Raw genomic sequence first — 24,354 nt, 5'->3', positions numbered from 1 at the left:
CATGATGCGGCGCGCGCGCAGGAAGTATGACGAGGAACCGGACAACCAGGACCGCTGGCTGATCTCGTACGCCGACTTCATCACCCTGCTGTTCGCTTTCTTCGTTGTCATGTACGCCATTTCGCAAGTCAACGAAGGCAAGTACCGCGTCTTCCAGAACGCCATCGGCCAGGCCTTCAGCCTGGAAAAGGGCGCGCCGCCCATCATCATGGAAGCGCCGCAAGCGATCCCGCTGCCGAATCCCGCCCTGAAACGCCGCACGGAAGCCATCCGCCGCGAGCGTGAACACATGACGCGCCTGGCGCAGGACTTGACGTCGACCTTGGCGCCGCTGGTCAAGGAAGGCAAGGTGCGGGTCACGCAGACGAGCCGCGGCGTGAGCGTGGAAATCAATGCCAGCGTGCTGTTCGACCCGGGCGCGGCGCGCCTGACGGCTGAGTCGGACCAGGCCCTGCGCGCCGTCGCCGTGCTGCTCAAGGACGATACGCACGACGTGCAGGTGGAAGGGCATACGGACGTGCAGCCGATCAGCAATTCCAACTTTGCCTCGAACTGGGAATTGTCGGCCGCGCGCGCCAGCGCCGTGGTGCGCCTGTTCATTGCCAGCGGCGTCAAGGCGTCGCGCCTGACGGCCGTCGGTCACGCCGACAATATCCCCGTGGCGCCCAATGAAACGGCGGAAGGGCGCGCGCGCAACCGCCGGGTCGCCGTGACGATCCTCTCGGGCATCCCGGAAACGGTGACGGAAGTGCCGACGGCGCCCGTGGCGCCGGCACCGGCACCTGCTCCGGCCAACTGACGGTCGTCAACTGCTGGCCGCCGCTTGGTACAATCGCGGCCTTCTTTCTTTTTATTTCTCCATCATGAAAAGCAGCTCCTTGGGCGGTCTCGTCTATTCCACTGAAACGGGCCGCATGTGTCCGGCCTGCCGCCAGCCGCTGGCGCAATGTGCGTGCAAGGCGCAAGCCAAGGCGGCGCCGGCGGGCGACGGCGTGGTGCGCGTGTCGCGCCAGACCAAGGGCCGCGGCGGCAAGAGCGTCACCGTGGTCAAGGGCTTGCCGCTGGACGCCATCGCGCTGGCCCTGCTGGGCAAGCAGCTGCGCACGCAGTGCGGCTCGGGCGGCACGGTCAAGGATGGCGTGATCGAAGTGCAGGGCGACCATGTCGACTCCATCCTTGCCGCGCTGACCAGGCTGGGCCACCAGCCGAAAAAGGCGGGCGGCTAGCCGGGGCGCGTGCGTGCGGAGGCGTGCGGCCCGCTGCCATGCGCCTGTGGTAACGTGCATTTCCTTTTATGCGCCACCTCATATGAATAACAAACTGACCGGTATCGCCATCGCCGCTGCCATCGCGGCAGTGCTGGCGGTCGTGTACTGGCCCGCGCCCGATGGCGGCGCACCGGACACTTCCGCCACTGCTGCCGCCAGCGGGCCGCCGGGGCGCAGCCTGGCATCGTATTTGAATATCGATGCCACCCCGGCCGCCGATGCCGCGCCAGTTGTCGTGTCCCTGGCGCAGCGGCTCGAGCGCCTGGCCTCCAGCGGCAAGCCGGAAGACGCGTATGCGGCCTATAACCTGATCGACGACTGCATCGTTTTCCAGCGCGAAAGCCGCTTGCCGGGGATGGAATTCGAGCTGGGACGCGAGATGACGGCGGAAGAAAAAGCAGCCCAGCAGCAGTTGTGCGCGGGCATGACGCAGCGCCAGCGCGAGGATCGCCTTGGCTACCTGGCCACTGCCGCGCAAGGCGGCGTGCCAGGTGCGGCCACCCTGTTCCTGTCGGAAGGCCCGTTCGGCGACCGCAGCGCGCTGCGCAACCGTCCAGACGATCCGCTGGTGCAGGCCTGGAAGCGGCAAGCGATCGCCCAGCTGACGGCACAGGCGGACGCGGCGGAACTGACCAGCGTGTCGACCCTGATGATGGCCTATCTGCGCGATGGTGACGTGGTGCAGAAGGACGCGCCGCAAGCGTATTGCTACCTGCTGGCCCTGCGCATGGTCTACAACGACATCCTCACGCCAGGCACGCCAAACCCTTACCAGGATGAATACTGGCATTGGCTGCAAAACGAGCTGACGCCGGAACAGCAGGCCGCCGCCCTCACCAAGGCGAATGGCATCGCCGCGAAATTCCGCCAGCATACGGGCCGGCCCGCGCACGGTTGAGTGCGTAGGCCAGCCCCTGCCTGGGCTGGCCCGTGCAGAGGCCAGCCCGTGCGTGGAACCGCCGCGCCTGCCCCGTGTCTGCCAGCTACGGCAGTGCTTGCAGGCGCCCCGATGCCGATCAGGCAGCCATCTTGCGGCGCCGTATGCTATACCCGATCAGGCCCAGTCCCGCCAGCAGCATGCCATAGGTTTCCGGTTCCGGTACGGCCGTGGTGATGGAAATGTCCAGCACGGAATCACGCACGCCGATGCCGCTTGCCACCAGGGTGTAGGTGCCAGGTCCCAGCAGGCCGTCGAAGGTCGAATGGGCAAACGCGCCCAGCACGCCGGTGAAGGTATCCGATTGCACCAGGTTATTGCTGGAGTCGAACAGGTCAATGTTGACGCCAGTCAGGCGGGGACCAAAGTCGTTGGCGCCCGTGACCAGCCAGGCCGCGTTGCCCGTGAACGACTGCACGCCGGCGCCGACCGTAAACGTGGTCGTTTGCAGCAGCGAGCCGCGCTCCGTCGTGAAGGTGTCGACGAACAAGGTGTCTTGCGCCAGCAGCGGCGTGGCCACCACGGCGGTCGATACGAGGTGGTTATAGAACACGGCTTGCGTTTCGGCCTGCGCGACCGGCGCCAGCAGGGTGCAGCCGAGCAGCAGCGCCGCGCCAGCCTTGCTTACTGAGAGAGAGTTCATATCATGCTCCTGTGTACTTGCGATTGAGGTGGTGTGCGTCGTGGCGCAGCGCAAAAGCGCAGGCTGGGGCGTGAAATGGATCAGCTATGCCTGCGGGAACGAAGTTCGTGTCGGCGAGGAAAGTCCCACCTGGAGATGTACGGCGTACGCCAGGGATTAGCATATAGTCATCACCTGTCTCAAGTTTGAGCATGCTCAAACGTGCGGCGTCGAAAAGAGGTTGTGTTGTTTCTGCGTGCGGCGTTGTGGCGGAAATGCGGACGCGCTGGCACCGCCGCAGTCTCCCTGGAGGGGCGACACGGCGATGATGTTCTCGATGGCCTTCGGAAGGGTGCCGTTGTTCGAGACGGCGTCAGGTGTGCAGCAAGGGCTTATTGCTGGGGTGAAACGGGAAGACGCTTAGCCGATGACGACGCGCCGGCTGGCCGGGTTCGACATCGGTTGGCCACTGGGGCCGTAGAAATTGCCGCTTTGGGCCGTGGGGCGCATGGCGTTCAGGGCGCCTTGCGTGTGCAGCATGTGTTTGTTGACCAGCAGGCTGTTCAGCCGGTTCTGTTCCTTCGCTTCGCGCGTCGTCTCGAGCAGGGCTTTCCACAGGGGCGCCGCCTCGGCTTCGCTGGCGCTGACCAGCCAGTCTTCCATGCCCACTTCGGCGGCGGTAAAACCTGCTGCCGCCAGCGCCTGGTGGCGTTGCGCCGCCAATTGGCTCAATTGTCCTACGAGTGCCGTCTTGCGCACCGTGAGCTCCGTGATTGCATCGATGTCAGCGGCAACCAGATGCCGCTGTTCTTCTTTCATCAATGCCAGCAATGTGGTCATGAGCTGTTGCTCGTCGCGCAGGCTGGAAAACGGAGTCACTGATTGCATGAGGGAACCTATCTATTTCGTGAGTGCAGCAAGTCCTTGACTGTGTCGAGGAGACCGTCCGCCACTTTTTCAGAGTTGACCTGGAACTGGCCGTCGGCGATCGCCAGCTTGATGCGTTCGACTTTTTTCGTGTCGAACACGGCGCCGCTGCCGGCAGTTGCACTGGCCGCTAATGCCTGTCCTTGTGGCGACAGGCGTACATTGTCCGACGTCGTCGGTGTTGCCTGGGCTTTCTCGGCATTCCGGGCGCCGGAGGTACTCGCGGGCGCCACCGGCAGGCCGGGATTGCTTTTAATGGTGTTATCGGTAATTTTCACAGCGTGATCCTCGTCTGGTCGAAGTCAAAAAACTCCGGGATATGTGTCATTATCGGCACCTTCTTCCGAAACTTTAGTGCGCCAGACCACAATATCGCTGTCCATCCGGGTTTAAAAGGCGACCTCCACCAAGCCGCCCGCGCGCGCCACGCCGCTGATCTGCTGCCCGCTCTGCGTGCGCACCTGCACCGTCTGGCCATCGCCTGCGCTGCCGATGGCGCGTCCTTCTGATGCCACCTGGAAACCGTTGCCACTGGAAACGACACGTACCAGCTGGCCCTGCATCACCACCGGCTTGCGGCGCAGGGTGTCGAGGCGCATCGGCGTGCCTGGTGGCAAGGAAATATTCGTGCTCGCTCCTACTACCTGGGCCATGTCTGTGGCTATACCTGCCGGCAATGCGGCCAGGTCGCCCTGCATCGTCACCAGCTGGCTGGCGTCGATGGCTTGTCCTTGCGCCAGCGGCACGGCGCTGGCCACGTAGTCGCCCACGACGGCCACGTTCGCCTGCAAATAGATAGTCCAGCTGGAGGGCGCCGTGCAGCGTACGCCGACGGTGGTCTTGCCCCAGGCGCGCGCGCCCGGTGCCATGAACGCTTGCGGCGCGGGGCAGGCGGCCAGGTTCAGGCGCGGATCGACGGCGCCGACGGTGATGGTCACCTTGCCCGGCAAGCCATTGCTTTGCACTTGCAGGAATTGTTCCACGCTGTTGCGCAGCGCTTCCGGCGTTTGCCGGCCGGCGTTTTGCGCCTGGGCCAGCAGTGGCAGGGCGGCAAGAGCGAAGAGGAAAGCAAGCGGTGTTTTCATGGTGATAGGCCTCTGGAATACAGCCATGATAGTGGGCGAGGCCCCGTTCGAAGCGCCGATTAAGGGGTAAAAGTACGGTCTGATCCGGCGATGGTCTTGCTGGTGCGCACCGTACTATGTTTCCTGTCATCACTATACCGCCATCCTTCCGCCATCTCGGGCGCCAGTGGCAGATCTTTCCGGAGCCTGACATGATAGGGAAACTCGACGATTACATGCGCTTCAACGAGACGGCGCTGAGCCTGCGCTCGACGCGCCAGGAATTGCTCGCCTCGAATATCGCCAATGCCGACACGCCCAACTACAAGGCGCGCGATGTCGATTTCGCCGCCGCCCTGAAGGGCGCGATGGCGCGCAAGGACGGCGTGCCGCCAGCGTTGAAGGGCACGGCGCCGCAGCACATGCCGGGCAAGGGCGTGGCTGCCGCAGCGGGCGCGGCCGGCGGCGGCAAGGTCGAGACCCTGGCCGACGGCACGCCGCTGCTGTACCGCGCGCCTGCCCAGGGCGCCGTCGATGGCAATACGGTCGACATGGACCTCGAGCGCAATGCGTTTGCCGACAACGCCATCCGCTACGAGGCGGCCGTGACGTTCCTCAACTCGCAGATCAAGGGCATGCTGACGGCTATCCAGGGAGGACAATAATCATGTCGCTATTTAATATCTTCAATGTTTCCGGTTCAGCCATGAGCGCCCAGGCGCAGCGCCTGAACACGGTGGCCAGCAACCTGGCCAATGCCGACAGCGCCACCAGCGCCACGGGCGAAGCCTACCGCGCCAAGCAGGTGGTGTTCGAAGCCGTGCCCATGGCCAACGGTGCCACGGCCGTCAAGGTGCAGAAGGTGATCGAAGACCCGTCGCCGATGAAGCTGGTCTACGACCCGAAGAACCCGCTGGCCGACGAGAAGGGCTACGTCACCATGCCCAACGTGAATACGGTCGACGAGATGGTCAACATGCTGTCGGCTTCGCGCTCGTACCAGACCAACGTGGAAACCATGAACGCGGCCAAGTCGCTGCTCCTGAAAACCCTCACCATCGGCCAATAAGGCTGACTGATCATTATGGCAACCATCGATACCAGCACCGCCACCGTCACCGACCTGATGGCGACGATGAATCCGAAGAAGAACACGGCCGCGAAAGGCAGCGTCGAGGAAGAAACGAACAAATTCCTGACCCTGCTGGTGACCCAGCTGCAAAACCAGGATCCGATGAACCCGCTGGACAATGCACAGCTGACGAGCCAGCTCGCCCAGCTGTCCACGGTGACGGGCGTCAACAAGCTCAATACCACCCTGGAAACGCTCAAGACCAGCTACCAGCAAGCCGAATCCATGCAGGCGGCCAATATCATCGGCCATGGCGTGTTGACGGCAGGCAAGAACATCACCTTAACCAAGAGCGCGGCCCTGCTGGGCGTGGACCTGGCGACGCCGGCCGACAAGGTCAAGGTCATCATCTACAACAGCACGGGCAAGGAAGTCCATTCCATCGACCTGGGGCCGCAGGACGCGGGTACCTTGCCGCTGGGCTGGAACGGTTCTACGGCCGAGCTCGACAAGGATGGCAAGAACATCGTGCTGCCTGACGGCGCCTACACGTTTTCGGTGGAAGCCACGCGCGGCGGCGCCAAGCTGACCGATGCGGCGGCGCTGATGTTCGGCTCGGTCGCCAGCGTGTCGACGGGCGCGGGCGGCGTGAAATTGAACGTGCCGGGCGTGGGCAGCATCACCATGGCCGACGTGAAACAGATTTTGTAAGCAAGCCGCTCATTTGTAGCGTAGACCCTCTACCCCTAATTTCTACCAGGAGAACACAATGTCTTTCCAACAAGGCCTGAGCGGCTTGAATGGCGCCGCCAAATCGCTGGACGTCATCGGTAACAATATCGCCAACTCGGCCACCGTGGGTTTCAAGCAATCGCAGGCGCAGTTCGCCGACATCTATGCCAACTCGCTGTATGGCGTGGGCGGCAACCAGCCCGGCATTGGCGTGTCCGTGTCGCAAGTGGCGCAGCTGTTCAACCAGGGTAACCTGGAGAGCTCGTCCAATCCGCTCGACATCGCCATCAATGGCGGCGGTTTCTTCCGCACCAGCGTGAACGGCGCCATCCAATATTCGCGCAACGGCCAGTTCCAGGTCGACAAGAGCGGCTTCATCATCAATGCGCAGAAAGCCCAGCTGACCGGCTATCCGGCCGATGCGAACGGCAAGATCCTGGCCGGCGCCACCGTGCCGCTGCAGATCGACCCGTCCGACATGGCACCGCAGGCGACCACCAAGGTCGATACCCAGGTCAACCTCGATTCCAACTCGGCCATGCCGACCGTGGTGCCGTTCAGCGTGGGCGAGCAAAAATCGTGGACCAAGCAATTCCCCGTGCCCGTCTTCGATTCACTGGGCAATGCGCACACCATGTCCAATTTCTACGTCAAGACGGGCACCAATACGTGGGATGTCTACACGGCCACTGACGGCAAGGAAATCACCAGCGCGAAAGTAGCGTCCGCGGCGCAGACCGATGCCGCCTCGCTGGCTGCGCGCGCCGCCTACCAGGCCGCCGTCACGGCCGTGCCGCTGGTACCGGCCAATATCACGGCCGCCGCCGTTGCCTACGGCAATGCGGCCGGCGCCGCCGTGCGCACCGCCGCCGCCGCGGCCGGCGCCAGCCCCGCCCAGCTGGCCGCCATCAGCGCCACCTTTGGCAGCGCCGTGCCCAATGGCGTCAATTCCAGCCTGACGCCAGACCAGATCGACACCAATATTTCCTCGGTGACGGAAGTGCCCGCCGTGAAGTCGGCTTCGCTGGTGTTCAACAGCGTCGGCAGCCTGGACAAGGCCGCCATGCTGGGCCTGACGCCGCCGCAAACCTTGCCGGTAACGGTAAACCTGCCTGTCTTCCCCGCCACGGGCGCGAACGCGAACCTGGCGATCAAGGTCGACTTCACCAATTCCACCCAGCTCAGCTCGTCCACCAGCGAAAAGCGCACCGTGGCCGATGGCTACGCTGCCGGCCAGCTGAGCCGTTTCGTCGTGGGTTCCGATGGCGTGATCCAGGGCCAGTACAACAATGGCAAGACGCGCGACCTGGGCCAGGTGGTGCTGACCAACTTTTCCAATCCGAATGGCCTCGAACCGCTGGGTAACAATGCGTGGGCGGAAAGTTCGACCTCGGGCAGCCCGATGACTGGCGAGCCGAGCTCGGGCAACCTGGGCGACTTGCGCGCCTCGGCCGTGGAAGTGTCGAACGTGGACTTGACGGCGGAACTGGTCAACATGATCACGGCCCAGCGCGCCTACCAGGCGAATGCGCAAACCATCAAGACGCAGGATTCGGTCCTGCAGACTTTGGTTAACCTGCGTTAATAATCAGGGAGTCAGTCACTTCGTGACCGGAATGTGCCGCATTGCGGCGCATTCCCCCGCCGGGTCTGACCCCAGCTTTCGTTTTGCACGGAGAAACACATGGACCGTCTCATCTACACCGCCGGCTCGGGCGCCAAGCATATCCTCGACAAGCAGGCGACCACGGCGAACAATCTGGCGAACGCCACCAGCACGGGTTTCCGTGCCCAGCTCGACTCGTTCCGCGCCGTGCCCGTGGTGGCCGACGGCATGATGCCGACGCGCGCCTTTGTCGTCGATTCGACGGTCGGTTCCGATTTCACGCAAGGGCCGATGCAGCACACGGGCCGCGCGCTCGACGTGGCCGTGGAAAACAGCGGCTGGATCGCGGTGCAGTCGGCCGACGGTTCCGAAGCCTACACGCGCAACGGCGCCTTGAAGCTCAATGAAAACGGCATGCTGCAAACGCAGTCGGGCCTGATGGTGCAGGGCGATACGGGCCCCATGGCCATTCCGCCCGGCGTGACGGTGGCCATCGCCAGCGACGGCACGGTGGGCACGATTTCCACGGACGTGCCGCCAGGCCCGTCGACGGTGCTGGGACGCATCAAGCTGGTCAACCCGCCCGAGCAGCAACTGGTGCGCGGCGACGACGGCCTGTTCCGCCTCAAGGATGGCACGGTGGCGCAGGCCGACCAGGCCGTCAAGCTGACCACCGGTGCGCTCGAGGGCAGCAATGTCAGCCCCGTCGACTCCATGGTCAGCATGATCGCCCTGGCGCGCCAGTTCGAAACGCAAATGAGCTTGTTGAAGAATGCCGAGAATAACGCGGCGAAAGCCACCCAGATCCTCGCTTTGAATTGATGGGGCCCACCGCATAATGGTCACATAGAAATAGTCTACAGAGCTGACTAGCGCTGTTATTGGAGAAAAATCATGATTCGTTCCCTTTGGATTGCCAAAACCGGCCTGGAAGCGCAGCAGACGCAGATGGACGTGATCGCCAATAACCTGGCCAACGTCAGCACCACGGGCTTCAAGAAGTCGCGCGCCGTGTTTGAAGACTTGCTGTATCAAAATGTGCGCCAGCCGGGCGCGCAATCGTCGCAGCAAACCCAGCTGCCATCGGGCTTGCAGATCGGCACGGGCGTACGCACCGTGGCCACCGAACGCATCCATACGCAGGGCAATCCCCAGGCATCGGGCAATTCGCGCGACGTGATGGTCAACGGCACGGGTTTCTTCCAGGTGCTGATGCCGGACGGCGCCACCGCCTACACGCGCGACGGCTCGTTCCAGACGGACGCCAACGGCCAGCTGGTCACCTCCGAAGGTTTCGTCATCCAGCCCGCCATCACCGTGCCGACCAATGCGCTGAGCCTGACCGTGGCGCGCGACGGCACCGTGTCCGTCACCTTGCCCGACACCGTGGCGCCATCGCAGATCGGCTCGCTGCAGCTGACCACCTTCGTCAACCCGGCCGGTCTGGAATCGAAGGGCGAAAACCTGTACATGGAAACGGGCGCCTCGGGCGTGGCGCAAACCAACACCCCGGGCACCAACGGTGCCGGCGTGCTGATGCAGGGCTATATCGAGACGTCGAACGTCAACGTGGCCGAGGAAATGGTCAACATGATCCAGACGCAGCGCGCCTACGAGATCAACAGCAAGGCCATCACCACATCCGATCAAATGCTGCAGAAATTGTCGCAACTTTAATTTTCATAGTCGTCATGCCATCCGCCGCCGGATGGCAGCGGAGGTTCGCCATGCAATACCCCATCATCGCCCTGTTGTCCGCAGTCCTGCTGTCCGGCTGCGCCATCACGCCTACGTCCATCGTGCAATATCCGACCACCACGCGCGCGCCGATGCCGGAACCCGTGGTCGCCAACAATGGCTCCATCTACCAGCCGTCGACCTACCGCCCCGCCTTCGAAGACCGCCGCGCGCGCCACGTGGGCGACACCATGACGATCGCCATCACCGAGCGCACGAATGCCGTCAAGGCGGGCGCCAGTTCCGGCAACAAGTCGGGCAGCGTGGGCTTCAGCACGCCGGGCATGCTGCAGGGCCGCCTGGGCGGCACCGTCTCGGCGAGTGGCGCGACGAAATTTGCCGATGGCGACAACCAGTCCGCCAGCAACACGTTTTCCGGCGTGATCGGCGTGACGGTGATTGAAGTGCTGCCGAACGGCAACCTGATCGTCGCTGGCGAAAAACAGATCGCCATGAACAAAGGCACGGAATTCATCCGCTTCTCGGGCATGGTCAATCCGGACACCATCGGCACGGGCAACGTCGTGCCGTCGACCCAGGTGGCCGACGCGCGCGTCGAATACCGCACCAACAGCCAGATCGACCGCGCTGAAATGGCGTCGATGGCGTCGCGCTTCTTCCTCAGCCTGCTGCCGTTCTGATCATGGCAATGTTGACTTTCCCCCGTTTCTTGGCTATCTGCGGCCTGGCTGCTTCCCTGCTGGCGCCCGTGGCGCAGGCCGAGCGTATCAAGGACCTGGCCAGCATCGCCGGCGTGCGCCAGAATCAGCTGATGGGCTATGGCCTCGTCGTCGGCCTCGACGGCAGCGGCGACCAGACCACGCAAACCCCATTTACCATCCAGAGCGTGGCGGCCATGCTGCAGCAGCAAGGTATCAACTTGCCGCAAGGCACGAGCTTGCAATTGAAAAACGTGGCCGCCGTAATGGTGACGACGGCCTTGCCCGCGTTTGCCCAGCCGGGCCAGCTGCTCGACGTGACGGTGTCGTCGATGGGCAATGCGAAAAGCTTGCGCGGCGGCACCTTGCTGATGACCCCATTGAAGGGCGCCGATGGCCAGGTGTACGGCATGGCGCAGGGCAATGTGCTGGTGGGCGGCGTGGGCGCGCAGGCGGCCGGCAGCTCCGTTGTCATCAACCACCTGAGCGTGGGACGCATCTCGGGCGGCGCGACCGTCGAGCGCACCGTGCCTTCGGCGCTGGGCGCCAACAATACGATCCGCCTGGAATTGAACGCCACCGATTTCGCCACCGCCAGCCGCGTGGTCGACGCCATCAACAGCCGCTACGGCGCTGGCACGGCCGCCGCGCTCGATGGCCGCGTGATCCAGGTGCAGTCGCCGGGCGGCAGCGACCAGCGCGTGTCCTTCCTGGGCCAGCTGGAAAGCATCGAAATCAATCCGGCCCGCCTGGCGGCCAAGGTCATCATGAATGCGCGCACCGGTTCCGTCGTGATGAACCAGTCCGTGACCCTGGAAACGTGCGCCATTTCGCACGGCAACCTGTCCGTCACCATCAATGTCGAGCCGCAGGTGAGCCAGCCGGCTCCCTTGTCGGGCGGGCGCACGGTGGTCACGCAGACGGCGCAGATCGATATCAAGAAGGAACCGGGCAAGGTCATGCTGGTCAAGGGCGGCGCCTCGCTGTCCGAGGTGGTGAAAGCCTTGAACGCCATCGGCGCCTCGCCGCAAGACTTGCTGGCCATCCTGCAGGCGATGAAGGCGGCCGGTTCGCTGCGCGCCGAACTTGAAATCATTTGATGGATACGCCATGATCAGCCAAACCGACCTCAGCAATACCGCCGCCTATGACGTCAAGGGCATGGATGGCTTGCGCCAGTCCGCCAAGGCGAAGGACCCTGCCGCTCTGAAAGAGGCGGCCACGCAATTTGAAGCCATGTTCATCAACATGATGATGAAAAGTATGCGCGAAGCCACGCCGCAGGACGGCATCATGGATAGCCAGCAAAGCAAGATGTACACCTCGATGCTGGACCAGCAGACGAGCCAGAACCTGGCCAAGCGCGGCACGGGCCTGGCGGACGTGCTGATCCGCCAGTTGTCGTCGTCGAACCAGGCACTGGCCGCCGATGGCACTGAAGCGCCGTCGCCCCGTTCGTCGAGCATGGCGCAGGCGCTGGCCGCCTTCCGCCAGCAGCAGGGCGCCCTCACCGGGGGCGCAGCCAGCGCCACCGGCACCGGCAAGACCCTGAGCGACAAGGCCAACGCCACGCAGGCGCCGCACGTGCGCGCCTTCCAGGAAAAGCTCGGCGTGCATGCGGAAGAAGCGAGCCGCGCCACCGGCATCCCGGCCAAGTTCATGCTGGGCCAGGCGGCGCTGGAAACGGGCTGGGGCAAGCGCGAAATCATCGCCCGCGACGGCAGCAGCAGCCACAACCTGTTCGGCATCAAGGCGTCGAGCGACTGGAAGGGCAAGGTCACGGAAGCCGTCACCACGGAATATGTGAATGGCAAGGCGCAGCGCAAGGTGGAAAAATTCCGCGCCTACGACAGCTACGCGGACAGCTTCAAGGATTATGCGCAGCTGATTACCAACAACAAGCGCTACGAAAAAGTCCTGGCCAGCGCGGGCGACGCCAGCACGTTTGCTCACGGCTTGCAGAAAGCCGGCTATGCGACGGACCCGAATTACGCTGCCAAATTGACAAAAATTATCAAGAATTCGCTGGTCGGCTAGCAACCCGCCGTGCTCCCGTGCAGGCCGCGCGCTTCAAGTTTTCGCCGCGGCTGCCGTAAATACATTTGACGGTAACCAATAAGACACCATGACTTCGAATCTACTCAGCATCGGTAAGAGCGGTTTGCTTGCAGCGCAGGTGGGCCTGTCGACGACCGGGCATAACATCACCAATGCCAACGTGGCCGGCTACAACCGCCAGGTGGTGCTGCAGCAGACTTCGCAGTCCAACTATGCTGGCTATGGCTTCGTTGGCACGGGCACGGAAGTGTCGCAGATCAAGCGCCAGTACGACAGCTTCATGGCCACCCAGGTCAATGCCGCGCAAAGCGCGACCAGCTCACTCGACGCCTATTACACGCAGATCAGCCAGATCGATAACTTGCTGGCCGATCCCACGGCGGGCCTGTCGCCCGCCATGCAGGATTTCTTCAAGGGCGTGCAGGATTTCAGCGCCAATCCTTCCTCGGTGGCGTCGCGCCAGGCGCTGCTGTCGAGCGCCGGCTCGCTCGCTTCCCGCTTCCAGGGGTTGAGCGCGCGCCTGACGGAGATCGGCGACGGCGTCAATTCGCAGATCACGTCGAATGTGACGGTCATCAATACCTACGCCAAGCAGCTCGCCGAGTTGAACAAGTCGATTTCCCAGTTGTCGGTCGACGCCAGCAACCAGCCCAACGATCTGCTGGACCAGCGCGACCAGCTGATCACGGAATTGAACAAATACGTGAAGGCGACGGTGCAGCCCGCTGCCAACAATACCGTCACCATTTCCATCGGCGCGGGGCAGCCCCTGGTGGTGGCCGACCGCAGCTTCGAGCTGGCGGCCACGCCTTCGCGCACGGACCCGAACCGCATCGAGGTGGGCTATGTCACGGGTAATACCGTGACCGTGCTGCCGGACAACTCCCTGACCGGTGGCTCGCTGGGCGGCTTGCTGGAATTTCGTAGCGGCACCTTGGACAATGTCCAGAACTCGCTGGGCAAGGTGGCCATCGCGCTGGCCAGCACCTTCAACGACCAGCACAAGCTGGGCCAGGATCTGAATGGCGCCATGGGCGGCGATTTTTTCAAGATTCCCGATCCCGTGATCGGCGCTGACCGCGGCAACAACACCAGCAGCACCACCGTGCTGTCGGCCAAGGTCAGCGACCCGACCAAGCTGACGGCCAGCGATTACAGCCTGAAATACGATGGCAGCAACTATGTGGTGACGCGCGAGTCCGACGGCGCACACACCATCATCAATCCGTATCCGCAAACGGGGCCGCAAACCATCGACGGCGTCGATTTCTCGATCTCGGGCACGGCCGCCCAGGGCGACAACTACGTCATCCGGCCGACGGCGAATGGCGCGGCCGGTCTGAACGTGCTGATCACCGACCGCAACAAGATCGCCGCCGCCGCGCCGATCGCCACGTCGGCGCCCGTGGCCAATACGGGTTCGGGCAAGCTCAGCGCCGGCTCCGTCGACAAGGCCTACCTGACCCCGGGCAATGCCCTGACGGGTCCCGTGACCTTGACGTATGACAAGGCGACCACCTCGCTGACGGGTTTCCCGGCGGGCCAGGCGGTGACGGTCAAGGGTTTGAACGGCGCCACCACGACGTATCCGGCCGGCACGGCGAACATCCCGTATACGGAAGGCGACAACTTCAGCTTTGGCGGCATCAATGTCAGCATGACGGGCGCGCCGGCGCAGGGCGACACCTTTACCATCAAGCCCAATACGGGCGGCGTGGGCGACAACCGCAACGCCGCGCTGCTGGCGGGCTTGCAAACGAAGAACATCCTCGATGGCGGCAATGCCACGTTCCAGGGTTCGTATGCGCAAACCGTCAGCTTCGTGGGCAACAAGACGCGCGAAGTGCAGGTCAGCGGCCTGGCCAGTCTGGCCTTGCTGCAGCAGGTTAGCACCCAGCAGCAGGCTGTCTCCGGCGTCAACCTCGACGAAGAGGCGGCCAACCTGCTGCGTTATCAGCAGTCCTACCAGGCGTGCGGCAAGGTCATGCAGATTGCTAGCACCCTGTTCGACGTGGTGATCGGCCTCGGACGTTAATCAATTTTTGCCGCGACGTAGCGCGCGGCGGCTTTCTGGAAGGGCAGCATCATGCGCATCAGCACACGAATGATTTATGACCAGGGCAGCTCGCAGCTGAACAATCTGCAGGGCGCCTTGAACCGTACGCAGATGCAGCTGTCGTCGAACCGCCGCAATCTGACGCCGGCCGACGATCCGATCGCCTCGGCGCGCGCGCTGGAAGTGACGCAGTCGCAATCGATCAATACCCAGTTCGTGACGAACCGTTCGAACGCGAAGAACTTCCTGTCGCAGGAAGAGCTGGCGCTGGGCAGCACCACCTCGCTGATCGCCGACGTCAAGGACCTGGTCCTGAAAGCCGGTAATCCGGCCCTGAAGGACGTCGACCGCGATACCCTGGCCAGGGAACTGGAAGGCCGGCTGACCGACTTGCTGGGCATCGCGAACACGGCCGATGGCGCGGGCGGCTACCTGTTCTCCGGCTATAAATCCACGACCCAGCCATTCAGCCAGACGCCGACGGGCGCCAGCTACGTGGGCGACCAGGGCCAGCGCGAACTGCAGGTGGGTTCGGCGCGCTACCTGGCCACCAGCGATTCCGGCGCCACCGTGTTTGAAAACAACCTGACGGGCAACGGCAAGTTCACCACGGCCGCCGCCGCCGCCAACTTCACGCGCGGCGGCTCGGGCGTGGTCTCGGGCGGCACGGTGACGGATCCGTCGGCATTGACGGGGCATAAATATTCGATCGACTTCAAGGTCACGGGCACGGGGACGGACGCCGTCACCACCTATACCGTCACCGACGCCACCCTGGGCCAGACGGTGCCCAATCCTGCCGTCCCCATCCCCTACAAGGCGGGCGACGCCATCACCTTCGACGGCCAGCAAGTGAACATCACGGGCAAGCCGGCCGACCAGGACAGCTTTACCCTGGAGCCGAGCGCCAAGGAGTCGCTGTTTACCACCGTGAAAAACCTGATCGGCGTACTGCGCCAGACGGGCAGTGGCGATGCTGCCCAGGCGCGCCTGACGAACGGCTTGAACGCCGCGCACAATATTCTCGACACGGCCTACGATAACGTGCTGTCCGTGCGCGCCGACGTCGGTTCCCGCATGAAGGAACTCGATTACCTCGACAGCGCCGGTGATGACCTCGACATCCAGTACGCCACCACCCTGTCGGACCTGCAGGACCTGGACATGGTGAAAGCCATTTCCACCTTCAGCCAGCAACAGGTAACCCTGCAGGCGGCGCAAAAAACGTTCACTTCGATCTCGGGCTTGTCGCTGTTTAACTACATCAGCTAAGAACGGGCATCGGCAGGATGACCGGCAAGCCGGGGCAGGGAGGATATCTCCCGCCCCGGCTTTTTTGCGTCCACATTCTGGTCACTTAGGCAAGATATGCAGGCAAACTGTGCAGTCTACCTGCATATCTGTTATAGTAGGGGCCGTTGATCCACTTTCGCTCCCATGCACACGACACAAGAAGACCACGAACAAGTCCTGCAACTGGCCGGCGAATTGCGCATCCTGATCGGCAAGTTGCGCCGCCGCCTGCGCGAAGAGGCGCACCTGGGGGATGTCAGCATGTCGCAGGCATCCGTGCTGAGCCGTCTCGAGCGCGACGGCCCCGCCACGGCCAGCAGCCTGGCCCGCGCCGAAGGCATGCGGCCCCAGTCGATGGCCGCCACCGTGCAAGCCTTGACGGAAGCGCGGATGGTGACGGGTTCGCCCGATCCGGCTGACGGACGGCAAACGATCCTGACCCTGACGGACAGCTGCCGCGTCTGGATCGCGGCCAGCCGCGCCGCGCGAGAAGACTGGTTGGCGCGCACCATCGAAACCCGGCTCACGCCGGACGAAGTCACCGAACTGGACAAGGCGGTGGCATTACTCAAACGCTTGGCGGAATGATCCGCTGCTAGACCTTAACACCCGGCAAGGAGCCCGCACGCCCAGATGAACAACACATTCCGTTCGCTACGCATTCCCAATTACCGTATCTGGGCCGGCGGCGCCCTCGTGTCGAATATCGGCACCTGGATGCAGCGCACGGCGCAGGATTGGCTGGTGCTCAGCGAATTGACGCAGCACAATGCCAGCGCCGTCGGCATCGTCATGGCCTTGCAATTCGGCCCGCAGCTGCTGTTGCTGCCCCTGACGGGCATGGCGGCCGACTTGCTCGACCGGCGCAAGCTGCTGCTGTGCACGCAGGCGGCCATGGGATTGCTTGCGCTGGGACTGGGCTTGCTGTGCATCAGCGGCCTCGTGCAACTGTGGCACGTGTATGTGTTTGCTTTCCTGCTCGGCTGCGTGACGGCCTTCGATTCGCCCGTGCGCCAGACCTTCGTTGCCGAAATCGTCGGCGAGGAAGACTTGACCAATGCCGTGGCGCTCAATTCCACGTCGTTCAATGCGGCGCGCATGCTGGGCCCGGCCGTGGCCGGCTTGCTCATCAGCAGCGTCGGCAGCGGCTGGGTCTTCATCATCAACGCCGTCTCGTTTGCCGCCGTGATCGGTTCGCTGTTGCTGCTGCGCGTGGAATTGCTGCGCCGCGCGCCGCGCCTGAAGGCCACACGCGCCAGCCTGGGCGAGGGTTTCCGCTACGTGCGCCAGCGGCCCGACCTGATGGCCATCCTGCTGATGCTGTTCCTGATCGGCACCTTCGGCCTGAATTTTCCGATTTTCCTGTCGACCATGTCCGTCACGGCCTTCCATGCGGGTGCGGGCCAGTATGGCGTGCTCAGTTCGATTATGGCTTGCGGCTCCGTGGCCGGCGCCTTGCTGGCGGCGGGGCGCGGCCAGCCCACGCTGGCCTTGCTGCTGGGCGCGGCCGCACTGTTCGGCCTGGCGTGCGCGCTGGCCGCCGTGATGCCCAATTACTGGCTGTTCGGCATGATGCTGGTGGTCATCGGCATTGCCGCGCAAACCTTTACCACCAGCGTCAACAGCAGCGTGCAACTGTCGACGGCGCCCGCCATGCGGGGCCGCGTGATGGCCATCGTGCTGGCCATTTCGGCGGGCGGCACGCCGCTGGGCGCACCCATCGTGGGCTGGGTGGCCGACACCTTCGGCCCGCGCTGGGCGCTGGGCATCGGCGCTTTGTCCGGTCTGGCGGCGGCCCTCGTCGGCGTGCGCTATCTGGTCAAGCATCACCAGTTGCGCTTGAACGTCGACCTGCGGCGCTGGCGCTTCGCACTCAGCAGCGACCAGCGCTGACGCTGGCAATCAGGGCGGCAGCAGGCCCGTGCGGGCGGCGGCCAGGATGGCGGCGCTCAAGCCATCGAGCAGGCTGGAGGCTGCGCGCGCCGTATGCCAGTGCAGGGGCACGTCCAATGGCGCATCGGGCAGCAGTTCGACCAGGCTGCCATTATCGAGATGGGACTGGATCAGCGCCTGCGGATGCAAGCCCCAGCCCATGCCGGCCAGGGCGGCCGTGACGAAAGCATGCGACGAGGGCAGGGTGTGGCGCGGCAACTCCACGTGCCGGTGGCACAGGCGCCGCACCCAGCGCGCCTGCAGCTCATCCTTGGCGTTGAAGACGAGGCTGGGCGCCAGCGCCAGGCTGGCGGCGCCGACGCCGTGGGCAAAATGCCGCTGCAGGAAGGCGGGACTGGCGGCCGCCAGGTAGCGCATGGCGCCCAGCGGACGGCTGTTGCAGCCGGAAGCGGGCCGGGCCGTGGCGCTGACGGCGGCCAGCACGGCGCCGCTGCGCAGCCACTCGGCCGTATGGTCCTGGTCGTCGACGGCCACTTGCAGCAGCACCGGATGCGCGGCCCCGAAGGCGGCGATGGCGGGCGCCAGCCAGGTGGCCAGGCTGTCGGCGTTCACGGCGATGGGCACGCTGGCGCGCGACATGCCCTGCGCTGCCAGCGCCGGCAAGGTGCCCTGCAAATCCTGTTCCAGCAATTGCACCTGGTCCACATGCTGGCACAAGCGCCGGCCCGTTTCCGTCGCGCGGCAGGGCTGGTCGCGGATGACCAGCGCGCAGCCGACGCGCTCTTCCAGCAGGCGGATGCGCTGCGAAATGGCTGATGGCGTCACGTGCAAGGCGCGCGCCGCGCGCTCGAAACTGCCTTCGCGGATGACGGCGGCCAGTGCGGCGAGGGCGGCATAATCGAGCATGAATGAAGTTCTCCTTAACTGGCTGTAGAAAAGGTAGTTTGCCTTCATTCCATGCGGCTGGCAAGATCGCCGCATGACACTCCCGACCGCCACCACACCACTCGTTTTTTCCGTCTTTCTCCAGGGCTTGACCCTGGGTCTGGGACTCATCGTTGCCATCGGCTCGCAAAATGCCTTTGTCTTGCGGCAAGGCTTGCGCCGCGAACACGTGGGCGCCATCGTGCTGTTCTGTGCCTTGGCCGACGCGGCGCTGATTGCCGCCGGCGTCCTGGGCATGTCCCGGGCGCTGGGGCAGCGTCCCATGCTGGCCAGCGCGCTGGCGCTGGGCGGTGCCATTTTTCTGGCCGTCTATGGTTGGCAAGCCCTGCGGCGCGCCCGCCGTCCCCAGCAGCTGCACGCCGCCGAGGGCGGTGCAGGTCTCGGCCTGGCTGCCATCCTGGCGCAGGCAGCCGCCTTTACCTTGCTCAACCCTCATGTCTATCTGGATACGGTATTGCTGGTGGGAAGTATCGGCGCCCAGCAGCCGGGCGCGCTGCGCGCCTGGTTTATTGCTGGCGCCAGCGCGGCCAGCCTGCTGTGGTTTGCTTCGCTCGGCTATGGCGCGCGCTGGCTGGCGCCGTGGTTTGCGCGGCCGCGGGCCTGGCAAGTGCTCGATGGCTTGATCGGTGTGACCATGTTCGTGCTGTCGGCGCTGCTGCTGCGCCACGCGCTGGGCTGATAGGTCTGATCAGCGCGTGGGCGGCAGCGGCGCCGGCGCAGGCAGTGCGGGACGCAAGGGGGTCGGCGGCGCCGGCGGTGGTGGCCGGTCGCGGGTGGCAAAGCCGCGCGGCAGCAAACGCGCCGTTTCTATGCCGCGCAGGAACATGTTCTGGAAGGGCGTGGCCAGGTAGGGCAGGACCATGCCGATCACCAGCAAGCCTACGCCCAGGGTGACGGGAAAGCCGATACCGAAAATGTTCAGCTGCGGCGCGGCCCGCGTCAAGATGCCCAGGGCCACGTTGGTCAGCAGCAGGGCGGCGATGATGGGCAGCGAAATTTGCAGGCCGGAACGGAAGATTTCCCCGCCCCAGGCAGCCAATTGCTGGAAACCGCCGCCGCTGATGGGGCTAGCCGAAATGGGCAGGCTGACAAAGCTTTCCGCCAGCGCCGCCAGCAAGACCAGGTGGCCGTTGACGGTCAAAAACATCAAGGTGGCCAGCATCACGAGGAACTGGCTGATGGCCGACGACCTGCCCTTGGTTTGCGGGTCGAAGAATGAGGCAAAGCCCAGGCCCATGGTGAGACTGCTGAGTTCGCCGGCCATTTCGATGGCGGAAAACACGATGCGGATGGAAAAACCCATGGCCAGGCCCACCAGCATTTCCTGCGTGAGGATCAGCAAACCGGGCAGGGACATCGGGTTGACGGCCGGCAAGGCCGGCACGGTGGGGGCGATGATCATGGCCAGCAGCGCGCCCAGGGTCACCTTGACGGTGGCCGGCAGGGCCGCATTGCCGAACAGGGGGGCGGCCGCGATCAGGCCGAGGATGCGGCTAAGCGGCCACAGCAATGCTGCGATCCACGTATTGAGTTCGATGCTGGACAGGGTCAGCATGGCAACAGTGGCTGCACTAACCCACCAGGTTCGGGATGCCCGTAAACACCTGGCGCATGTAGTCGAGCATGACGGACAGCATCCACGGACCGGCCACGACGATGGCGACAAAGATGCCGACCAGCTTGGGGATGAAGGAGAGGGTCGCCTCGTTGATCTGCGTGGCCGCCTGGAAGATACTGACGATCAGGCCGATGATGAGGGCGACGAGCAGCATGGGCGCGGCCACCATCAGCGTGATTTCCATCGCATGGCGGCCCAGGGTCATGACGCTTTCGGGTGTCATCTGCTTCCCCTAGTAAAAACTCTGAGACAACGAGCCCAGCAGTAACTGCCAGCCATCGACGAGCACGAACAGCATCAGCTTGAACGGCAGCGAGATCGTGGCGGGCGACATCATCATCATACCCATCGACATCAGCACGCTGGCGACCACCATGTCGATGATCAAAAACGGGATGAAGATGGCAAAGCCGATCTGGAACGCCGTCTTCAGTTCACTGGTGACGAAGGCGGGCACGAGGATGCGCAGCGGCACGTCTTCCGGACCTTGCAGGGCCGGTGAGCGCGACATCTTGGCAAACAGGGCCAGGTCGGCCTGGCGCGTCTGCTTGAGCATGAAGGTTTTCAGGGGATCGACGCCCTTGTCCATCGCCTGCTGCATGGTGATCTTGTTTTCCTGGTAGGGCTGGTAGGCATCCGTATAGATCTTGTCGAACACGGGCCCCATGACGAACAGGGTCAGGAACAGGGCCAGGCCCACCAGCACCTGGTTCGGCGGTGCCGATTGCGTGCCGATGGCCTGGCGCAGCAGGGACAGCACGATGATGATGCGCGTAAAGCAGGTCATCATCAACAGGGCCGCCGGCAAAAAGGTGAGCGACGTCATCAGGATGAGCGTCTGCACCGGCAGCGAGTAATTCTGGCCGCCGCCCGGCGCCGGCGTGCTGTTGAATGCAGGGATGCCAGGCTGGGCCATCGCCCACAGCGGCAAGGCCAGGGCAACGGCCGCCAGCAGCCAGGTCAGGGGAGTCTTCAAGGTGGACCACGCCATCTGCTGCTTATTTCCCATTGCGTTTTTCGATGGTCTGTTTCAGCCACTCGGAAAAATTGGCGGCCGCGGGGCCGTTTTGCGCCGTGGCCAGTTGCGGCAGGTCGCCTTCCTGGCGCGGCATGGTGGCCAGCGCGTTGATCCGGCCGGGCGAGGCGCCGACGACGATCCACTGGTCGGCCACTTCGACGAGGACGATGCGTTCGCGTCCGCCCAGGTTGAGCGAGCTGACGACGCGCATCTTGTTGTTGCCGCCCATGACCTTGGGGCCATAGCGCTTCATGAACCAGGCCAGGCCGATCAAGAGGGCCAGCACGAACATCAGCGCGAAGATGGTTTGCAGCAAGCTGCCGGCCGAGCTTGCCGGCGCCATCGTCGCCGGTGCGCCAGGCGGCATGGCGGGCAGGGCGGCGGCAGGCGAGGCAGCCGGAGAAGCTGCTGGCGCCGTTGCGGCGGCAGGCGGCGTCTCGCTTGCCACTGCGGCGGAAGCGGTGGCGGCGCTGGCCGCTGGTGCGGACGCGGCTGGCGCTTCAGCCAGCGCAATGCTGCATGCCGCCATCAGCGGCAGCATGGTGGAAATCAACAGGCCAGGCTTCATTTATTCAATTTTCGGATGCGTTCGGAAGGCGTGATGATGTCGGTCAGGCGGATGCCGAACTTGTCATTGACCACCACCACTTCGCCCTGGGCGATCAGGCAGCCATTGACCAGCACGTCCATCGGTTCGCCGGCCAGGCCGTCGAGCTCGACCACGGAGCCCTGCGCCAGTTGCAGCAGGTTCTTGATGGCGATCTTGGTGCGGCCCAGTTCGACCGTCAGCTGCACGGGGATATCGAGGATGAAATCGATATCGTTGTGCGTTTCCGACTTCGACGCCTGCTTGGAAAAGTCCTTGAACACGGCGGCGCTGGCCGCGCTGGCCGTATTGGCGGCCTGGTTCTGCAGCGCTTCGGCTTCCGCCTTGGCCTGCTCGGCAATGGCCGCGCCCCAATCGTCTTCCGCGCTTTGGTCGTCTTGGTTGTCAGACATGTGTTTCTCCTGTTGTACAGAGTTGGCCGCCAAGCGGCCAGTGTATATATTAATTGTAACGCCTGGCAAAACCGTAGCGAGCGGCAGTGATTTGTGGCTAAGAAGCGCAACCGTGCTGGAGCACGGTGAGCATCGCAGGCCGCAAAGCGCGACGCGCAGTAGGTTTGGTCAGGTGTTTAGTGGTTGTTCATGTTATCGGCATTGGCGAGGAGTTTCTCCACCTTCAATGCATATTGTCCGTTCAGCACGCCGTACGTGCAATCCATCACGGGCACGCCGTCGACGGTGGCGGCGATCAGTTCCGGAATATTCAGGGGGATGATGTCGCCCACCTTCATGTTCAGGATTTCATCGAACGACACGCGCGCCGTGCCCAGCGAGGCCACCAGCTCGACTTCGGCGATCTGGATCTGCTGCGTCATCAGGCGGATCCAGCGCTTGTCCACTTCCAGCGCCTCGCCCTGCAGGCTCGAGGTCAGCGAATCGCGGATCGGCTCGATCATCGAATACGGCATGCAGAAGTGAATTTGTCCGGAAACGGAGCCCAGTTCCACCGTAAACGTGGAAGCCACCACCACCTCGTTCGGCGTGGCGATGTTGGCGAACTGCGTGTTCATTTCCGAACGGATATATTCGAACTCGACGGGGAAGACCGGTTCCCACGACTTGGTATAGGCTTCAAAGACGATGTCGAGGATGCGCAGGATGATGCGCTGCTCCGTCTGCGTAAAGTCGCGTCCTTCGACGCGCGTATGGAAGCGCCCGTCGCCGCCGAACAGGTTGTCGACCAGCAGGAAGACGAGGCCCGGATCGAAGACCATCAGGGCCGTGCCGCGCAGCGGCTTCATGTGCACCAGGTTCAGATTGGTCGGCACCACCAGGTTGCGGATGAACTCGCTGTATTTCGAGACGCGCACGGAACCGACCGACACTTCGGCGCTGCGGCGCAGGAAGTTGAACAGGCCCACGCGCAGCAGCCGGGCGAAACGCTCGTTGATAATTTCCAACGTTGGCATCCGGCCGCGCACGATGCGCTCCTGGGTTGCCAGGTTGTAGGTACGAACTCCCGTGACATCTTCCGGCGCCTGCGCGTCGTCCTGGTCTCCGTTGACGCCCTTCAGAAGGGCATCGACTTCTTCCTGGGAGAGGAAATTATCGGCCATGGCTGCTTATTGAATGATGAATGCGGTAAATAATACGTCCGTCACGTCCTGCTCCGGCCCTTTGTCCTCGAACGGCTGGTTCACCTGATTGATGATTTCGGCCGCCAGCTGCTGCTTGCCTTCCACGGTATTGAGTTCGGACGCCTTCTTGCCCGACAGCAGCAACAGCAAGCGGCTGCGCACTTTCGGCATGTTCAGCTTGATGGAATCCATTTCTTCCGGGCTGCCCACTTGCAGGGTAAACGCGATCTGCAGGTATTGCTCGCCATTTTCCGGCTGCAAGTTGACGGTGAACGCATCGACGGGCACGAATACGGGTGGACCTGCCTTGGAAGCGGCATGTTTTTTCTTGCTCGGCGCCGATTCTTCTTTATCGGCCTTGCCATGCAGGAAGTACCAGGCGGCACCGCCACCGATGCCGCCGGCCACCAGCACCGAGGCCAGCACAATGATCAGAAGCTTCTTTTTCGAGGCGCCGGCGGGAGCCAGGCCTGCATCTGCTTTCGGATCTGCTTTCATTTTTGGATTTGCTTTCAATGGTACTCGGGTGCATGGAAGTGGATCACGACGCCATTATGTCATTATCGGCAAATTCTGCGCAGAAGGATGCAGTGAAAAGAGGGCGGAAGCGCCCTCAACTCGCTGTTTTTATACGAAAAGTTATGCCGTGGGGCGCGCCTGTGGCCT

29 protein-coding genes are annotated in these 24,354 nt (G+C 63.6%); 17 read left to right on the top strand and 12 right to left on the bottom strand.

All coding sequences use genetic code 11. The annotated features are described in order from the left end of the window. The first annotated feature begins 4 nt into the window (after positions 1-4). The 3 genes from motD to KO538_RS05235 all read left to right on the top strand — a co-directional run bounded on the left by motD (position 5) and on the right by KO538_RS05235 (position 2,166). Positions 5-799: a flagellar motor protein MotD gene (motD, locus tag KO538_RS05245; protein ID WP_072455728.1), complete on the top strand. Its 795-nt coding sequence runs from the start codon at positions 5-7 to the stop codon at positions 797-799. Between the two features lie 64 nt (positions 800-863). Further along, positions 864-1,226: a translation initiation factor Sui1 gene (locus tag KO538_RS05240; protein ID WP_219327632.1), complete on the top strand. Its 363-nt coding sequence runs from the start codon at positions 864-866 to the stop codon at positions 1,224-1,226. 82 nt (positions 1,227-1,308) lie between these two features. Beyond that, positions 1,309-2,166, top strand: a complete 858-nt coding sequence (locus tag KO538_RS05235) for a hypothetical protein (RefSeq protein WP_219327631.1) — start codon at positions 1,309-1,311, stop codon at positions 2,164-2,166. Positions 2,167-2,284: 118 nt separating this feature from the next. Here the strand turns inward: KO538_RS05235 and KO538_RS05230 are convergent, their stop codons facing one another. The 4 genes from KO538_RS05230 to flgA all read right to left on the bottom strand — a co-directional run bounded on the left by KO538_RS05230 (position 2,285) and on the right by flgA (position 4,839). Then, the gene (locus tag KO538_RS05230) at positions 2,285-2,848 is read right to left on the bottom strand and encodes an FxDxF family PEP-CTERM protein (RefSeq protein WP_072455392.1); all 564 of its coding nucleotides are present in this window, start codon (positions 2,846-2,848) and stop codon (positions 2,285-2,287) included. Between the two features lie 399 nt (positions 2,849-3,247). Further along, entirely contained in the window at positions 3,248-3,715 is a 468-nt protein-coding gene (locus KO538_RS05225; protein WP_219327630.1) for a flagella synthesis protein FlgN, read from the bottom strand. Positions 3,716-3,723: 8 nt separating this feature from the next. Further along, positions 3,724-4,032: a flagellar biosynthesis anti-sigma factor FlgM gene (flgM, locus tag KO538_RS05220; protein ID WP_034787161.1), complete on the bottom strand. Its 309-nt coding sequence runs from the start codon at positions 4,030-4,032 to the stop codon at positions 3,724-3,726. A gap of 111 nt (positions 4,033-4,143) precedes the next feature. Then, positions 4,144-4,839 (bottom strand): flagellar basal body P-ring formation chaperone FlgA, encoded by a 696-nt coding sequence (flgA, locus tag KO538_RS05215; RefSeq protein ID WP_034754087.1) that lies wholly within the window; start codon positions 4,837-4,839, stop codon positions 4,144-4,146. A gap of 191 nt (positions 4,840-5,030) precedes the next feature. Here flgA and flgB point away from each other — a divergent pair, with 191 nt between their 5' ends. The 13 genes from flgB (at position 5,031) to KO538_RS05150 (ending at position 17,924) form a co-directional block, all read left to right on the top strand. After that, complete coding sequence (gene flgB / locus KO538_RS05210) at positions 5,031-5,483, top strand: flagellar basal body rod protein FlgB (RefSeq protein WP_034754084.1); 453 nt, start codon at positions 5,031-5,033, stop codon at positions 5,481-5,483. Between the two features lie 2 nt (positions 5,484-5,485). Continuing rightward, a complete protein-coding gene (gene flgC, locus KO538_RS05205; protein WP_034754081.1) occupies positions 5,486-5,887 on the top strand; it encodes a flagellar basal body rod protein FlgC in 402 nt (133 codons plus the stop codon). 15 nt (positions 5,888-5,902) lie between these two features. Further along, complete coding sequence (locus KO538_RS05200; RefSeq protein ID WP_070303621.1) at positions 5,903-6,601, top strand: flagellar hook assembly protein FlgD; 699 nt, start codon at positions 5,903-5,905, stop codon at positions 6,599-6,601. Between the two features lie 58 nt (positions 6,602-6,659). Further along, a complete protein-coding gene (locus KO538_RS05195) occupies positions 6,660-8,207 on the top strand; it encodes a flagellar hook protein FlgE (RefSeq protein ID WP_034754076.1) in 1,548 nt (515 codons plus the stop codon). Positions 8,208-8,306: 99 nt separating this feature from the next. Beyond that, the gene (locus KO538_RS05190; protein ID WP_034754073.1) at positions 8,307-9,050 is read left to right on the top strand and encodes a flagellar basal body rod protein FlgF; all 744 of its coding nucleotides are present in this window, start codon (positions 8,307-8,309) and stop codon (positions 9,048-9,050) included. Between the two features lie 72 nt (positions 9,051-9,122). Further along, positions 9,123-9,905 (top strand): flagellar basal-body rod protein FlgG, encoded by a 783-nt coding sequence (gene flgG, locus KO538_RS05185; RefSeq protein ID WP_034754070.1) that lies wholly within the window; start codon positions 9,123-9,125, stop codon positions 9,903-9,905. A gap of 50 nt (positions 9,906-9,955) precedes the next feature. Then, positions 9,956-10,606 carry a flagellar basal body L-ring protein FlgH gene (locus tag KO538_RS05180; protein ID WP_034754066.1) on the top strand — a complete coding sequence of 217 codons (651 nt, stop codon included), beginning with the start codon at positions 9,956-9,958 and terminating at the stop codon, positions 10,604-10,606. A 2-nt stretch (positions 10,607-10,608) separates the two neighbouring features. Beyond that, entirely contained in the window at positions 10,609-11,724 is a 1,116-nt protein-coding gene (locus KO538_RS05175) for a flagellar basal body P-ring protein FlgI (RefSeq protein ID WP_374106826.1), read from the top strand. Positions 11,725-11,734: 10 nt separating this feature from the next. Continuing rightward, entirely contained in the window at positions 11,735-12,661 is a 927-nt protein-coding gene (flgJ, locus tag KO538_RS05170) for a flagellar assembly peptidoglycan hydrolase FlgJ (RefSeq protein ID WP_219327629.1), read from the top strand. A gap of 88 nt (positions 12,662-12,749) precedes the next feature. Further along, entirely contained in the window at positions 12,750-14,717 is a 1,968-nt protein-coding gene (gene flgK, locus KO538_RS05165) for a flagellar hook-associated protein FlgK (protein ID WP_051991489.1), read from the top strand. A gap of 51 nt (positions 14,718-14,768) precedes the next feature. Beyond that, the gene (flgL, locus tag KO538_RS05160; RefSeq protein WP_034754058.1) at positions 14,769-16,010 is read left to right on the top strand and encodes a flagellar hook-associated protein FlgL; all 1,242 of its coding nucleotides are present in this window, start codon (positions 14,769-14,771) and stop codon (positions 16,008-16,010) included. Between the two features lie 165 nt (positions 16,011-16,175). Beyond that, positions 16,176-16,619, top strand: a complete 444-nt coding sequence (locus KO538_RS05155) for a MarR family winged helix-turn-helix transcriptional regulator (protein ID WP_072455380.1) — start codon at positions 16,176-16,178, stop codon at positions 16,617-16,619. Positions 16,620-16,664: 45 nt separating this feature from the next. Next, positions 16,665-17,924 (top strand): MFS transporter, encoded by a 1,260-nt coding sequence (locus KO538_RS05150; RefSeq protein WP_070303626.1) that lies wholly within the window; start codon positions 16,665-16,667, stop codon positions 17,922-17,924. A gap of 9 nt (positions 17,925-17,933) precedes the next feature. Here the strand turns inward: KO538_RS05150 and KO538_RS05145 are convergent, their stop codons facing one another. Further along, positions 17,934-18,830 (bottom strand): LysR family transcriptional regulator ArgP, encoded by an 897-nt coding sequence (locus tag KO538_RS05145; RefSeq protein WP_219327628.1) that lies wholly within the window; start codon positions 18,828-18,830, stop codon positions 17,934-17,936. Between the two features lie 73 nt (positions 18,831-18,903). Here KO538_RS05145 and KO538_RS05140 point away from each other — a divergent pair, with 73 nt between their 5' ends. Further along, the gene (locus tag KO538_RS05140; protein WP_072455374.1) at positions 18,904-19,548 is read left to right on the top strand and encodes a LysE/ArgO family amino acid transporter; all 645 of its coding nucleotides are present in this window, start codon (positions 18,904-18,906) and stop codon (positions 19,546-19,548) included. Positions 19,549-19,557: 9 nt separating this feature from the next. Here KO538_RS05140 and fliR read toward each other — a convergent pair whose 3' ends face one another. The 7 genes from fliR to fliL form a co-directional block, all read right to left on the bottom strand. Further along, positions 19,558-20,424: a flagellar biosynthetic protein FliR gene (gene fliR, locus KO538_RS05135; RefSeq protein ID WP_219327627.1), complete on the bottom strand. Its 867-nt coding sequence runs from the start codon at positions 20,422-20,424 to the stop codon at positions 19,558-19,560. A 16-nt stretch (positions 20,425-20,440) separates the two neighbouring features. Next, a complete protein-coding gene (gene fliQ / locus KO538_RS05130) occupies positions 20,441-20,710 on the bottom strand; it encodes a flagellar biosynthesis protein FliQ (RefSeq protein WP_034754044.1) in 270 nt (89 codons plus the stop codon). A 9-nt stretch (positions 20,711-20,719) separates the two neighbouring features. After that, entirely contained in the window at positions 20,720-21,496 is a 777-nt protein-coding gene (gene fliP, locus KO538_RS05125) for a flagellar type III secretion system pore protein FliP (protein ID WP_034754042.1), read from the bottom strand. Beyond that, positions 21,486-22,073 carry a flagellar biosynthetic protein FliO gene (gene fliO / locus KO538_RS05120; RefSeq protein WP_219327626.1) on the bottom strand — a complete coding sequence of 196 codons (588 nt, stop codon included), beginning with the start codon at positions 22,071-22,073 and terminating at the stop codon, positions 21,486-21,488. The genes fliP and fliO overlap by 11 nt, the downstream gene beginning before the upstream one ends. Further along, on the bottom strand, positions 22,070-22,504 hold the full coding sequence (gene fliN, locus KO538_RS05115; RefSeq protein WP_034754038.1) for a flagellar motor switch protein FliN: 435 nt from the start codon (positions 22,502-22,504) through the stop codon (positions 22,070-22,072). The genes fliO and fliN overlap by 4 nt, the downstream gene beginning before the upstream one ends. A gap of 176 nt (positions 22,505-22,680) precedes the next feature. Then, positions 22,681-23,667, bottom strand: a complete 987-nt coding sequence (gene fliM / locus KO538_RS05110; RefSeq protein ID WP_034754035.1) for a flagellar motor switch protein FliM — start codon at positions 23,665-23,667, stop codon at positions 22,681-22,683. A 6-nt stretch (positions 23,668-23,673) separates the two neighbouring features. Further along, entirely contained in the window at positions 23,674-24,186 is a 513-nt protein-coding gene (fliL, locus tag KO538_RS05105) for a flagellar basal body-associated protein FliL (RefSeq protein ID WP_034754032.1), read from the bottom strand. Positions 24,187-24,354: the final 168 nt, after the last annotated feature.

Origin of the sequence: Janthinobacterium sp. NKUCC08_JDC (assembly GCF_019345575.1) — a bacterium.
In the GTDB taxonomy this organism is placed as follows: Bacteria; Pseudomonadota; Gammaproteobacteria; order Burkholderiales; family Burkholderiaceae_D; genus Janthinobacterium; species Janthinobacterium aestuarii.
This window is presented reverse-complemented; position numbering and strand designations above follow the sequence as displayed.